The sequence below is a fragment of the Gabonibacter chumensis genome (assembly GCF_024741215.1).
GTDB lineage: Bacteria > Bacteroidota > Bacteroidia > Bacteroidales > Marinifilaceae > Gabonibacter > Gabonibacter massiliensis.
The window spans coordinates 1-13,690 of the sequence record NZ_JANSKB010000005.1; the positions used below are offsets into that span (position 1 = coordinate 1).

General features: G+C 42.8%; 14 protein-coding genes and 1 tRNA gene. 4 read left to right on the forward strand and 11 right to left on the reverse strand.

Annotation, left to right across the window (positions count from 1 at the left end; translation table 11 throughout):
- Positions 1-80 precede the first annotated feature (80 nt).
- The 8 genes from NVS78_RS11905 to sufB form a co-directional block, all read right to left on the reverse strand.
- Positions 81-422, reverse strand: coding sequence for a hypothetical protein (locus NVS78_RS11905; RefSeq protein ID WP_286359376.1), 342 nt, complete (start codon positions 420-422; stop codon positions 81-83).
- 109 nt (positions 423-531) lie between these two features.
- A complete protein-coding gene (gene queG / locus NVS78_RS11910; RefSeq protein ID WP_286359377.1) occupies positions 532-1,458 on the reverse strand; it encodes a tRNA epoxyqueuosine(34) reductase QueG in 927 nt (308 codons plus the stop codon).
- A 63-nt stretch (positions 1,459-1,521) separates the two neighbouring features.
- Complete coding sequence (locus tag NVS78_RS11915) at positions 1,522-1,836, reverse strand: metal-sulfur cluster assembly factor (protein WP_041502236.1); 315 nt, start codon at positions 1,834-1,836, stop codon at positions 1,522-1,524.
- A 13-nt stretch (positions 1,837-1,849) separates the two neighbouring features.
- Entirely contained in the window at positions 1,850-2,266 is a 417-nt protein-coding gene (locus NVS78_RS11920; RefSeq protein WP_286359378.1) for a SufE family protein, read from the reverse strand.
- Between the two features lie 63 nt (positions 2,267-2,329).
- Complete coding sequence (locus tag NVS78_RS11925; protein ID WP_286359379.1) at positions 2,330-3,550, reverse strand: aminotransferase class V-fold PLP-dependent enzyme; 1,221 nt, start codon at positions 3,548-3,550, stop codon at positions 2,330-2,332.
- 7 nt (positions 3,551-3,557) lie between these two features.
- Positions 3,558-4,919, reverse strand: a complete 1,362-nt coding sequence (gene sufD / locus NVS78_RS11930) for a Fe-S cluster assembly protein SufD (RefSeq protein ID WP_286359380.1) — start codon at positions 4,917-4,919, stop codon at positions 3,558-3,560.
- Positions 4,920-4,975: 56 nt separating this feature from the next.
- Positions 4,976-5,743, reverse strand: coding sequence for a Fe-S cluster assembly ATPase SufC (gene sufC / locus NVS78_RS11935; protein ID WP_286359381.1), 768 nt, complete (start codon positions 5,741-5,743; stop codon positions 4,976-4,978).
- A gap of 92 nt (positions 5,744-5,835) precedes the next feature.
- Positions 5,836-7,281: a Fe-S cluster assembly protein SufB gene (gene sufB / locus NVS78_RS11940; RefSeq protein ID WP_286359382.1), complete on the reverse strand. Its 1,446-nt coding sequence runs from the start codon at positions 7,279-7,281 to the stop codon at positions 5,836-5,838.
- A gap of 215 nt (positions 7,282-7,496) precedes the next feature.
- Between sufB and thiL the strand changes: the two genes are divergently transcribed.
- Both thiL and NVS78_RS11950 read left to right on the forward strand, forming a co-directional pair.
- Positions 7,497-8,546, forward strand: coding sequence for a thiamine-phosphate kinase (gene thiL, locus NVS78_RS11945; RefSeq protein WP_286359383.1), 1,050 nt, complete (start codon positions 7,497-7,499; stop codon positions 8,544-8,546).
- Between the two features lie 10 nt (positions 8,547-8,556).
- Positions 8,557-9,165, forward strand: a complete 609-nt coding sequence (locus NVS78_RS11950; protein ID WP_286359384.1) for a hypothetical protein — start codon at positions 8,557-8,559, stop codon at positions 9,163-9,165.
- A 36-nt stretch (positions 9,166-9,201) separates the two neighbouring features.
- Here the strand turns inward: NVS78_RS11950 and rbp are convergent, their stop codons facing one another.
- Positions 9,202-9,507, reverse strand: coding sequence for an RNA-binding regulator (gene rbp, locus NVS78_RS11955; protein WP_041502244.1), 306 nt, complete (start codon positions 9,505-9,507; stop codon positions 9,202-9,204).
- A 237-nt stretch (positions 9,508-9,744) separates the two neighbouring features.
- Between rbp and NVS78_RS11960 the strand changes: the two genes are divergently transcribed.
- Both NVS78_RS11960 and NVS78_RS11965 read left to right on the forward strand, forming a co-directional pair.
- A tRNA-Phe gene (locus NVS78_RS11960) sits at positions 9,745-9,817 on the forward strand.
- Positions 9,818-9,888: 71 nt separating this feature from the next.
- Positions 9,889-10,431, forward strand: a complete 543-nt coding sequence (locus NVS78_RS11965; protein ID WP_286359385.1) for an ATP-binding protein — start codon at positions 9,889-9,891, stop codon at positions 10,429-10,431.
- Between the two features lie 29 nt (positions 10,432-10,460).
- Here NVS78_RS11965 and NVS78_RS11970 read toward each other — a convergent pair whose 3' ends face one another.
- Together NVS78_RS11970 and NVS78_RS11975 are read right to left on the reverse strand one after the other, a co-directional pair.
- Positions 10,461-12,689, reverse strand: a complete 2,229-nt coding sequence (locus tag NVS78_RS11970) for a tetratricopeptide repeat protein (RefSeq protein WP_286359386.1) — start codon at positions 12,687-12,689, stop codon at positions 10,461-10,463.
- Between the two features lie 205 nt (positions 12,690-12,894).
- The gene (locus NVS78_RS11975; RefSeq protein WP_286359387.1) at positions 12,895-13,443 is read right to left on the reverse strand and encodes a DJ-1 family glyoxalase III; all 549 of its coding nucleotides are present in this window, start codon (positions 13,441-13,443) and stop codon (positions 12,895-12,897) included.
- Positions 13,444-13,690: the final 247 nt, after the last annotated feature.

Sequence of the window (13,690 nt, forward strand, 5' to 3'; positions counted from 1 at the left end):
GTCATCAAAAGCCACGCTCGCTTTTTGTCACTTCAATATCTTTAAGAACTCGTCTGTCTATCTTTCGGCTCCCGCCTTTTTTAGGGGCGAAAGCGGACGCAAAGATAACACCTTTTATCCATTCCCTCCAAATCTTTTTCCACTTTTTTTTCAAACTTTTTTCCGGCTTTCCCGTTATATCTCTCTTCACCCGGTGTCAATCCATTTTCCTCTGAAAACGGCGACAAAGATATAATTTCATACTCTTTTTTTCCAAATTTTTTTACCCCAATTTTTAATAAAAATTCACCTCCCAACGCATCGACCTGCTTTTCAATCGTTTGGAAATAAAAAAAATGGCTTTTCCCCAATTGACACGGGCTATCGCAATGGTATCGCCCCGTCCTCCCTCCCCCGGAAACATCTGAAATTTCAGACTGCAAATTAGAAATATTCTATGATTTAGCGATTTAATGATTCCGTGATTAGGAGATTGGGGAAAATTTACAATTCGGATTCCATACTTACGATTTAAAGGGACAAGCTCAAAACTCAGTCATAAAATGACGTATCCATAAGATTATCCCGCAACTTATTTAATCCCGCACGAGCTAAAGGAGAATCTCTGAATCGCGTTTCGAATGTTTTCTCATCCAATTGAAGCCATTGCTCCTTTGTCCATTCCATGATCTCTTTTCCGGGTTGAAACTCAGAAACCTCATTAAATATTCCTTTCCGATTCCAAGGACAAACCTCCTGGCAAATATCACACCCGAATACCCGCATCCCCATTCTTTGCCGAACGACATCCGGAATATTTCCTTTATTCTCTATGGTATTATAAGAAATACATCGTCGCGCATCCAAAGAATAGGCTGCTAATGCCCCCGTAGGACAAGCCTCCACGCAGCGATTGCAATTTCCACAAAAACGACTTTCGAAAGAGGAAGAATAGGTATCAAACTCCAGATTCGAAATAATTACCCCGATAAAACAAAAGGACCCCCACTTCCGGTGAATAAGCAAGGTATTCTTACCGATCCAACCTAACCCGGCCCTCCTGGCCCATTCATGTTCGAATACCGGAGCAGAATCGACAAACACGCGTCCATTCACGGACCTATTCGCCTCTTCTTTTAATAAAGCAAACAACCGATGCAATCGCTCCTTCAAAACAAAATGATAGTCTTTACCATAGGCATAACGGGCAAAGACCGGAGTCCCTTCAGCCTGTCGACGACACGGATAATAATTGGTCAGTGTGACAATTACCGAACGGGCTCCTTCAACCAACAATCGCGGATCACCTCTCTTTTCAATATGATTTGCCATGTAGGACATCCCGCCATGCTTTCCTTCTCCAAGCCATTCAAGTAAACGTTCCTTTTCCCGCGGCAAGGCCCCTGCCAGAGCTACACCACAAGCATCGAAACCGGTCTCTTTCGCGTATTTCTCCAATGTCGAAGAAGATAAAATCATATTACTACTTATTAAAAACAAAGAGAGTGTTTAACCACCCTCTTTCCATATCTTTCGAATAAATCAGATTCCGAATCCCAACTCCAATTTAGCCACCTCGCTCATTTTCTCCGGTCCCCAAGGCGGGTCGAATACCAAATTAACGGTAACCTCTTCTATACCGTCTATCGTCATAACGACATCATGTACCTCCTGAACGATCTGATCGGCGATAGGACATCCCGGGGCCGTTAAAGTCATAGTTACGATCACTTCATCTTTTTTCGGAAATTCAATACCGTATACTAACCCTAACTCCCAAATATTTACCGGAACTTCCGGATCATATACGGTCATCAACTTCTCTATCACCAAATCTTCCATTAAACTTTTTCCCATAATCCCCCCGATTTTACGCCTTCGAATAAGCTAAAGCATAATACTTAATCTGTTTGATCATAGACAACAATCCATTCGAACGGGTCGGTGAAAGATGCTGTGTCAAACCGATTTGATCGATAAAACTCAAGTCCGCATCCACAATATCCTTCGGACGCTGCCCGGAAAAAACCCGCACCAACAAACCTGCAATCCCCTTGGTTATGATCGCATCGCTATCGGCCACAAAGTAAAGCTTGTCCTCCTTCATTTCCGCGTGAAACCATACCCTCGATTGGCACCCTTTGATCAGGTTATCATCTGTTTTACAAGCCTCATCCATAGACTCCATTCCCGTGCCGATCTCAATCAGATAAGCATACTTATCCATCCAATCATCGTACATGGAAAACTCTTCTACGATCTGATGCTCTATCTCTTCTATTGTCATTTGATCCTCTTATTTACCTATTCTCTGTTTACATTACAAATGTATTAAAAAACGGGAAATATACTACATCCGGAAAAGTTTTTCCACCTTTTTCACTCCCTCGCACAGCCTATCGATCTCTTCCCTCGTATTATACATTCCGATAGAAGCCCTGACCATCCCGGTAACACCATAATGCTGCATCACCGGCTCGGCACATAGCTGCCCCGTCCGCACAGCAATCCCCATCTTATCTAACAAGGTTCCCATATCAAAATGATGAATCCCCTCTATTCCAAAAGAAATGACAGAAGATTTTTCAGGCGCTTCCCCGTATAATCTGATATTCGGAATTTCCCGCATACGCTCCATGGCATATCGCAATAATTCATGTTCATAAGGGGCAATCTGGGCCAATCCCACGGAATTCACATATTTAATAGCCTCTCCCAATCCTATTATTCCTATAAAATCAGGAGTTCCCGCCTCAAATTTAAAAGGAAGCTCATTGTAGGTCGTTTTTTCAAAACGAACCTCCTTGATCATCTCTCCTCCCCCTTGCCAGGGTGGTAGTACTTCCAACAGATTCTTTTTCCCGTACAGAACACCGACTCCGGTCGGCCCGTATATCTTATGACCGGAAAATACAAAGAAATCGCAATCCAAGTCCTGCACATCAACCGGAATATGTTGTACGGCCTGTGCTCCGTCGACCAGCACGTAAGCACCGAAACCGCGAGCCGCTTCTGTTATCCGCCGTACCGGATTTACCGTACCCAATACGTTTGAAACATAGGCTACCGCTACCAACTTCACCCGTTCACTCAACAGGGCCGAAAAAGCCTGCATATCCAGCTCTCCGTTATCCTTAAAAGGAACAACCTTCAACACGGCCTTTTTCCGGTCACACAACATCTGCCAAGGTACGATATTGGCATGATGCTCCATTTCCGTAACCAATATCTCGTCACCTTCATGAATAAAAGCTTCTCCGAAAGAGTGAGCCACCAGATTAATACTCTCCGTTGTTCCCCGGGTAAAAATCACCTCTTCCACAAAAGCCGCATGGATAAACTCCCGAACGATCTCCCGCGCTTCCTCATTCGCATCCGTACATTTATTACTTAAAAAATGTACTCCCCGATGCACGTTCGAATTATAACGGAGATAATACTCGGTCATCTTTTCCACGACACGACGAGGTCGCTGCGAAGTCGCACCGTTGTCTAAATAGACCAGAGGTTTACCGTAAACTTTCTCTTCGAGTATCGGAAAGTCTTCTCTTATTTTACAGACATCCAACATAATCCCCCTATTTTTTACAATGCATCACGCAATTGTGACATTTTGTTAACTCTCCTCTTAACCTTTTTTCAACCAATTCATCTATCTTTTCTCTCAAAGGCTCCAACTTCACTCGTCTTACAATCTCGTGAGCAAAACCGAACATCATCATCATGCGTGCCTCAGCCGCACCGATTCCCCGCGAGCGTAAATAAAACATAGCCTCTTCATCAATCTGCCCCACCGTAGCACCATGACTGCATTTCACATCGTCGGCATCAATTACCAACTGAGGTTTCGTATTTACTTGTGCCGTATCCGTCAACAACAGATTGTTATTAGCCTGGTAAGCTTCTGTTTGCTGTGCGTCGGGACGAACCGTAATTCTTCCCGCGAAATTAGCCACGGCAGCATCATCCAATACTCCTTTAAAATGCTCATTACTCGTACAACGAGGAGCCATATGATCAATCGCCGTGAAATTATCCACATGCTGCTTTTTATCCGAAAGATACATCCCGTACAGATTACATTCACATCCCTCTTCGGTTAAAGCTGCAAATAAATTATTCCGGATAAAACCTCCGTATAAAGAAATAACATTTGCATCATAGCGGGAATTACGTTTTTGCGAAACAAAAACGCTATTGATCTGAGATGCTTCTATATGCTGATTCTGAACATGATAATACTCGAAAGCGGCGTTTTCCCCCACAACGACCTCGGTCGTATTATTGGAAAGAAAAGAATCATCCGACAAGGTATGATCGCAAACCAAAACCGTTGCCTTAGCCTCTTTACCGATGATCACCAAATTACGCTGGAACGACATCAGATCCGCATTAGCCCGCATCAGATTAACCACCTGCAAAGGCTTATCCATTATCACCCGATCCGGAACATAAACAAAGATTCCGTCCTGCGCAAAAGCCGTGTTCAACGAAATCAAACTATCGTTCTCGCCCGGCTTCGTGTATTGATTATAATGGGTTTCAAACAACTCTTTATGCTTTCGACTCGCTTCGGACAGACTGCAAACGACAACTCCTTCCGGTAGCTCCAGCTTACCGTTACCATCGAAGAACCAACCATTTATAGTCAAGACCAGATTCGTATCCAAATCTGGAACATTACATTGAAAAATCTCTCCGAGATCCACTCCCTGCTTTATATTTTTCAACACGACTTTATAATCCCGGTCAAAAACAGGAAGCAAGTTCGAATAAAGGTAATCTTCTGTCTTATACGGAATCCCTCCGATGGTTTCGAAACGACGAAAAGCCTCTTCCCGGTACCGATTTATAATCTCTCCGCACCCTTCCCTCAACAAATTCCGTCCCTCCTGAAAAAGAGCCTTAAAATCATTATTTATTTTCTCTATTTTTTCCATTCCCAGTAATTTGCATTTATTTTAGTCCCCATTCCGGAAGACGTCGTGTCCCACGTCTATTTAGACTCTTCAATCTCTTTCTTTATCCAATCGTAACCGTGTTTTTCCAACTCCGCAACCAATTCCTTCCCGGCCGTTTTTACAATACGGCCGTCATACAACACGTGTACGACATCCGGTATGATATAATCCAATAAACGTTGATAGTGTGTAATCACAATAGTCGAATTATCCGGCCGCTTCAATTTGTTCACCCCATTAGCAACAATTCTCAAGGCATCTATATCCAATCCGGAATCCGTCTCATCCAAAATCGCCAATTTGGGTTCCAAAACCGCCATTTGAAAAATCTCGTTTTTTTTCTTTTCACCCCCCGAAAAACCTTCATTCAAAGAACGATTCAATAGCTTACTATCAATTCCCACCAATGCCATCTTCTCTCGAATCATCTTTAAAAAATCCCCGGCAGGGTATGGCGGAAGCCCTTCGTACTTGCGATGCTCGTTTACGGCTGTCTTCAAGAAATTCACCGTACTCACTCCAGGGATTTCCACCGGGTATTGAAAACTTAAAAATATACCTTCACGAGCCCGGTCTTCCGCCGGCAACTCTAACAAATTCTTACCGTTAAACCAAATCTCTCCCTTGGTAACCTCGAAACACTCCCGTCCGGTCAACACGGCCGACAAGGTACTCTTTCCCGCCCCGTTAGGTCCCATGATAGCATGCACCTCTCCCCTTTTAACGTCCAAGTTGATTCCCTTCAATATCTCTTTTCCGTCTATAACGGCATGTAAATCTCTTATCTTTAATAATTCTTCCATAATCTTAGCTTTTTATCGATCCCGTAATTCCCGTTTTTTAATCACCCAATCATTAAATCTCTCAATCACTTAATCTCTCGATCATCCTATTCTTATCCGACGCTACCAGCTAAACTGATCTGCAACAACTTTTGTGCTTCCACCGCAAATTCCATGGGCATTTTGTTGATAACATCCCCCGCGTAACCCTTAATAATCAACCCGATCGCATCCTCGGTAGATATGCCGCGCTGATTACAGTAAAATATCTGATCTTCACCTATCTTGGATGTCGTCGCTTCATGTTCCACTTGCGCTGTCGGATTAGCGACCTCCAGGTACGGGAATGTATGTGCCCCGCACTTATCGCCCAACAACAAGGAATCGCATTGAGAAAAATTCCGGGCATTCTGACAACTCTTTACCACCTTCACCTTTCCCCGGTATGAATTAGAACTATACCCCGCAGATATACCTTTCGACACGATACGACTACGGGTATTATTTCCGATATGAATCATTTTAGTTCCGGTGTCTGCCTGTTGGTAATTATTGGTTACGGCCACGGAATAGAATTCACTCACGGAACCGTCCCCTTTCAGTATGGTACTCGGATATTTCCAGGTAATAGCCGATCCGGTTTCCACCTGCGCCCAAATCAACTTGGAATTATCACCCTTACAAATTCCCCGTTTCGTCACGAAATTATAAATTCCCCCTTTGCCGTTCTTGTCACCCGGATACCAGTTCTGCACCGTACTGTACTTTACCTCGGCATTCTTCTCCACAACGATCTCGACGATAGCGGCATGCAACTGATTCTCATCTCGTTGTGGCGCCGTACATCCCTCCAAATAACTCACGTAGCTCTCTTCCTCCGCCACAATCAACGTACGTTCGAACTGTCCGGTTTTTGCCGCGTTGATCCGGAAGTAGGTAGATAACTCCATCGGACAACGTACCCCCTTGGGAATATAAACAAACGAACCGTCGCTAAAAACCGCCGAATTCAAAGCCGCAAAAAAATTGTCATGGTAAGGCACAACCGACCCCAAATAACGTTTGATCAGATCCGGATGATCTTTCACCGCTTCAGAAAACGAACTAAAGATCACCCCCCGTTCGGCCAACGCTTCCTTAAACGTCGTTTTGACGGAAACACTGTCCATAACAGCATCCACCGCTACTCCCGAAAGCGTTTTTTGTTCGTCCAACGGAATACCCAACTTGTCAAAAGTGGCTTTCAACTCCGGATCCACATCATCCCATGATTTCTTCTCCTCTTTCTTAGGAGCCGCGTAATAAACAATATCCTGATAATTTATAGAAGGTATATTCAATTTTGCCCAGGTCGGCATCTTCATTGTCAACCAATGGCGGTAAGCTTTCAATCGGAATTCAAGTAACCAGTCCGGCTCCCCCTTCTTTTCCGATATCAACCGAATGACCTCCTCATCCAACCCTTTCCCGATCATTTCGGTTTCCACATCAGAAACAAAACCATATTTATATTCACCCTCGGTTACCTCATTCAATATCTCGTCTTGTTCTTTAGCCATAACTTTACATAATATGAAAAAATAAAAATGGAGAATTGAAAATCATCCACTTCACCAATCCGTGCAAAAGTACAAAAAAATCTCACCCGCCCAACCGGATCGGAGTAGATAATATCTATTACGTGATAAATGTATATTATGGTTCAAAATCGACTCTTTTGTTTATTGCGTCATTCATCATTTTAAACTACTTTTGTTGAAACAAAATTTATAACATGAGCGAGAAAAAGCCACTGACTCAGCTCTCCACTTTAGGGGAATTCGGGTTGATCCGACACTTGACAAAAGATATAAAATTAAACAATCCGTCTACTATAAAAGGAGTAGGAGACGATGCCGCTGTTTTAGATTACAAAGACAAAAAAGTTTTAGTGAGTACCGATATGCTGATCGAAGGTGTACACTTCGACCTCACCTATACCCCGCTCAAGCATCTGGGATACAAATCAGTAGCAACGAACGCCAGCGACATATTCGCCATGAACGGTACTCCCCGACAAATCACGGTCTCACTGGCCCTTTCCAATCGTTTTTCCTTGGAAGCGGTCGAAGAGTTATACGCCGGTATATATTTAGCCTGTGAGCATTACGGGATAGATTTGGCAGGTGGAGATACGACCTCCTCCAAGACAGGCATGTGCATCAGCATCACCGTCATCGGAGAGGCTGAAGAGAACGATATCGTTTACCGGAACACGGCCAAAGAAAACGATCTGATTTGCGTCAGCGGTGATTTAGGAGCAGCTTACATGGGACTCCAGTTATTGGAACGGGAAAAAACCGTATACAACGGGAATCCGGAAGCACAGCCCGATTTTACCGGTTACGAATACATACTGGAAAGACAGCTGAAACCGGAAGGCAGAGGAGATATCATTCGCCTGCTAAAAGAAAAGAATATCAGACCTACCGCCATGATGGATATTTCCGACGGGCTCTCGTCCGAGATATTACATATCTGTCATGACTCAGGTGTCGGCTGCCGGATATACGAAGAGAAAATTCCCATCGACTACCAAACTTATAAAATGGCGGAAGAGTTAAATATGAATGCCACGGTCTGCGCCCTTTCCGGAGGAGAAGACTACGAACTCCTATTTACCGTACCGCTGGAATACCTGGACACATTAACCACGCTCGAAGACATCAGCATTATCGGTCACACTTGTAAAGCCGAAGAGGGATATACCCTTGTCTCCCGGGACGGGAACGAATTCGAGTTAAAGGCGCAAGGATGGACCAATTTCAATACAACAGAAAAATAATTAAATCAACATGTCCGACCTGAAAGATATTTTAAGCGAAATAGAGCAACACAGTAGAAACGGCAACCGGAAAGAGTTATCCGCGTTATTAAAAAGGAGCATTCCGGAAAGACTGAATTATTACCACGAAAGCCAAGAGATCACCCGTCAGGAAGCATTTGCGGACATGCTGTATAAAACGCTTCTGCTCGAACTGGACGAGGAAGAAGAAGAGAGCATAGAGATGGCCGAATTGGCCTATTTAGGCATGAGCGAAGGCATCAACGGCCACCCGGAAAAGATGTACGAAAGCATCAAAAAACGTATTATCCTTTTACACTATTTCGCCGACTATTTTACCGATAGCCTGATCGAACTTTTTTTAAAAAAATACAGAAAAGATAATCTTTTGATGGCCAGAAATCTGGCATTAGAGTCCATTGCCCGCATGCAACTCTCCGATCTGTTCTACATAGAACAACATTTCGGGGAGCGAATCGACAGAGACGAACAGTTAAACGATGTTTTCAATGCCATTGAAATCGCACCGAATCTTTCCGAGGAAGAATTAAAGGAGGCTGATCTGATGCACAAGGTCCTGTATGCCTATCTGAAAGTAAAATATAAAAAACAGAGTTAAAAAAAGCGCTGTTCGGGTTGAACAGCGCTTCATTCATCAATCTTCTGAATTAAATCTTCTTTCCCTGTGATATCTCTGGCCTCTTGAATCGCCGCCCTCTTCTTTGGGTCTGGCTTTTTTTACAACAATTTTTCTTCCTTTAAATTCTGTTTCATTGAGGGCATTGATAGCGTTGAAACCTTCCGTCTCATCCTCCATTTCAACAAATCCAAAACATTTAGAATTTCCAGTTTCTCGATCCGTAATTACTTTAGCAGAAGAAACGGTTCCGTGCTCTGAAAAAAGAGCTTGCAAGTCCTCTCCGGTGGTAGTGGAACTTAGCTTTGCAACAAAAATATTCACAATAAAAAAATTAAAATTAATAATACATGTAGAAGGTTACGTAGAGATATATCTTTGGTTTCAACGATACAAAACTATCTTCTTCTATCGGGACAAATATAACTAATTTATTAATAATCAAAAAGAATATTATATTTTGTTGCCTTATAAAAAAAATATTTTTCCCGCTTTTTCCTTTTTTTTCACAAAACACTTGCAGATTCCCGAATTTCCATTACTTTTGCACCCGTTAATGATGGTGCCATAGCTCAGTCGGTAGAGCAAAGGACTGAAAATCCTTGTGTCCCCGGTTCGATTCCTGGTGGCACCACTGAAACAGAGAGAGTTACAAAAGTAACTCTCTTTTTCGTGCACTTAAACCATGGCAAAAACGGGGCAGTGATGTTCTTCGGCAAACAACCTGAACGAAAGTTTCCGCACGCTGTCACAAGATGTGTTCTTTTCAAGGGAACAAATAAAGTCTATATTATAGATGATAAAACTTTCGGAGGTTCATTGTTCCAGCAATATTTACAGGCCATGGCTTGGTTGGAAAACAAACTTCAAGTAGCTTATAAAATAGAAGGAACAGGACCGAGAGAGGAAATTTGGGAAATACCTTTGACCGTATTTAAAGAAGCTATTATTAACGCTTCAACACATCGTGATTACTATGAACAGGGTGCAAGCATGATGATAGAAATGTTTGACGACCGGGTAGAGATCTCCAATCCCGGAGGACTTCTGCCTGTTGTGGCTAAAGATTTCGGGCACAAGAGTATGACACGTAACACGCTAATCTTCGGTTTATTTACCCGTATGCACTTGGTGGAAAGAGTTGCATCCGGCATTCCTCGTACGCGGGAAGCCATGAGGAAAACGAATCTGCCCGAACCGGAATCTCATACGGAGGGGATGTTTACGGCAGTATTCAAAAGAGGATAGTATGTATAATAATCAAATTTACTTCTATTTCAGTGCCCCCCGCTGCTTTCCAATATCTTACCTGCCCGGTAAAGATTCATGACATAAACAATCAAAGGATTATCCGAGTATTGCCGAGCTTCACGCAAAGCAAGGGACAAAAGAGCTTTCCCTTCCCGTTCCTCACCCGTCTTGATCTGATAGACACCATAATAAATATCCGAAACGATCCGATAAGGGACATAAATGGAAGAACGGATAACGCTATATTCGGAAGCCAGACGACGAGCTTCTTGCAGGTAAAAGAGAGACTCCGTCAAACGGCTCTCCGAGAAAACGAGCGAACTCAGATTCAATAAAACGGTGATTTTATAAGATGCATAACCAACGGAATCCACCAGAAACAATCGTTCGTAAATTTGTAACGCTTCTTTATAACATCTTTCAGCATCCTTCTTATCACTCATCTCTAAATTAACCGTTGCCAAATTTGCCCATATTTCGGCATGAACGGATTCATCCTCCGAACCATATTTTCTTTCTAAAATCTTTCCATTCAAAGCCGTTTCTAAATAATCCTTTGCCGTTTTCCACTCTTTCTTGTACATATATATCCCTCCCAGCCGGGAAAGAATCCGCCTATAATCTTCCGCTTTTAACGAAATATCATCTCCTTGAAGCAAACACAGGTCTCCGGCCTCTTTATAATAAACAAGGGCATTCTCCGCATCTCCCATGACCAACGCCACCTCTGCTCCTAAAAAACAGACATCGGACAGAAGCGAAGTATAGCTCAACAAATCAGACTCATACAATAATTTTCCATGCTGCAACAACTCCGGTATAATCTCTTGAACACCCTCCACATCTTTTTCTTTATATAAAAAAGACGCAAGATCCCGCTCACACGCAACAAGCACCCCGAAATAGCTTTCTTTACCGCACACCAACAACTTTTTCAAAACCTCTCCGGTTTTCCGGTAATACTCGTCCGATTTGAACCAATCGTTTTTCCCCGCGTACAACCTACCCATAAAACAAAGACTCTCCACGTAAAAGGCGGAATAACCGGAAGGATTTTTTTCATAAAGATTCCGGGCCACAATCTCCCATCGCTGAAATAAGGGTAAAGCTTTATCCCATTGACGGGATAACGTATACCACCGGATAGTATAGTCCATCGCTTTCCGTAAAGGTTCGTATCCGGATTCATCCTCTTCAGCCATCTTTCCCCGGATATTAATCAACTTATCCACATAGGAATTCATCTCCCCGTATGCTTTTTCCCGGATCAAGAGAGACATGAACATTTCATACAAATTTGACAATCCGGTTCGATAACATCCGGAAGTAAATTCCGGCAACTCCTCACCCATTCTGATCTCTTCCCGATACATTTGTACTCTTTCATCGTTCCCCCTCCCTTTTAAAAACATCTGGATATCAATAAGATCAGCCAATACAGACGCTTTCTCCGCATCATCCCGGATACGATACAAATCCCGTATCAACTTTTTCCGCAAAACAGCAGCCCTCCTTTTTTTCCCTACACTCTCATTCAAAAACATCTGTAATGCATATAATTTAACCGTTTCAACAGGTGTCCGAGCTAATTTCGATGCACGCTTAGCTTCCGCAAAAGCCTCTTCCATATTTTTTTGTTCAGCCAAAGCATAGGCATATTGAAAAGCATTCTCGTAACTTTTCTTATCGGAAAAAGCCAATATACGGTAGATTGTCAAAGCCTTATCCCTATACTTTTTTTCTCCCGTAAAAAGACAGAGCATCGCATAACGATGTAATATTTTCACGTCCGAAAGTGCAAATTTTCCTTTTATCTCCTCGATTTTTTTTATAACCGGTTCTTTTTCATAAACACGAAGAGCATTCGGTATATCCCCTTTTACGAAAAGATCGTAGGCCTCCCGTTCCTTATCACTTAACTCTTTTCTTTCCCGGGAAGCCCAAAAAGAAGAATACCTGTTCAATAAAAACCGACAACTTTCCATTTCACGCCCCAAAGCTATCAACCTTAACTGCCTCTCCTCTTCTGTGATCCGATGCAAATGGGCCAAAGAATCAATTTTTCCTTTTTCTTCGGAATATCTCTTACTATTATACAGACTACCTACCCGATACAGTTTTTCTTTTAACAAAATGGCTTGCTCGGCCGGCACCACGTTACCTTCCAAGGTATCGGTAAAAATACCATTCTCCCCACACTCCCCTTCTTGAACACTTACGAATAATAACAACAAAAACAAAAAAAAGCTTCTCATAGCAATATTAAAGATACTGTAATATAACCGGTTATAATTATACCTTCACGAACCTTCCCATGATACAATAAATAGCCATTTCCACCGTAAATTTTAAGACACGATCTCAGGACCCTCCACTCCTACTGGAAAATCCAGACATGGAAAATGCAGGACGTTAACCATCCGTCCTGCAAACCAATCCACTATCGTCAAACTTAAAAAATCATCTTAACATACCCCGAGCAACCTCGTCAGCAGCCTTTTGAGACACGATTTCCCGCAACACCGTCAACCCGAAATCCAAGGCAAAAGCCGGTCCTTTACCTGTTACGATACGTCCGTCAACGACAACCCCGTCCGCAACAACATCCACGTTGACCAGGTATTTTTCGAATCCCGGATAGGTCGTCATCCTATATTTTCTATCGGTTTTCAGCTTACTCAAAACCAAAGCCGGCGCTGCACAGATAGCCGCAACACGTCCGCCCCGGTCGAAATGATCTTGCAATAATTGAATCAACCGAGGGGAATCCGATAAGTTTTGCGCCCCGGGAAGACCTCCGGGAAAGATCAGGCATGCCGCATCTTCTTCCGCCACTTGACGCAATACGACATCCGCTTCCATCGACACGCCATGAGCACCTCTCACGTCCAATCGATCCGAGACGGATACAATCTTTATATCGACACCTCCTCGACGCAACACGTCGACAATTGCAATCGCTTCCATCTCCTCAAAACCTTCCGCCAAAAAAAGAAATGATCTTTTCATAATTCTCTTGTATTATAGTTCAACTTTTCAAATTTACAAAAAAAAGATGACTTTAATAGCATATTCCGTTTTTATACCGAATTTAATCTTTCGTCCTTCACTCCCCAACCAACGTGTAGAGAAATTCCACAGTGTGGAACGAGTATTCCTCACTTTTTTAATTATACGTACCAATACAAAAATATATAACAACATGTATATCAACATCATAATAAAAATATAGTATTTTGGCACACCCCTTGTGCTA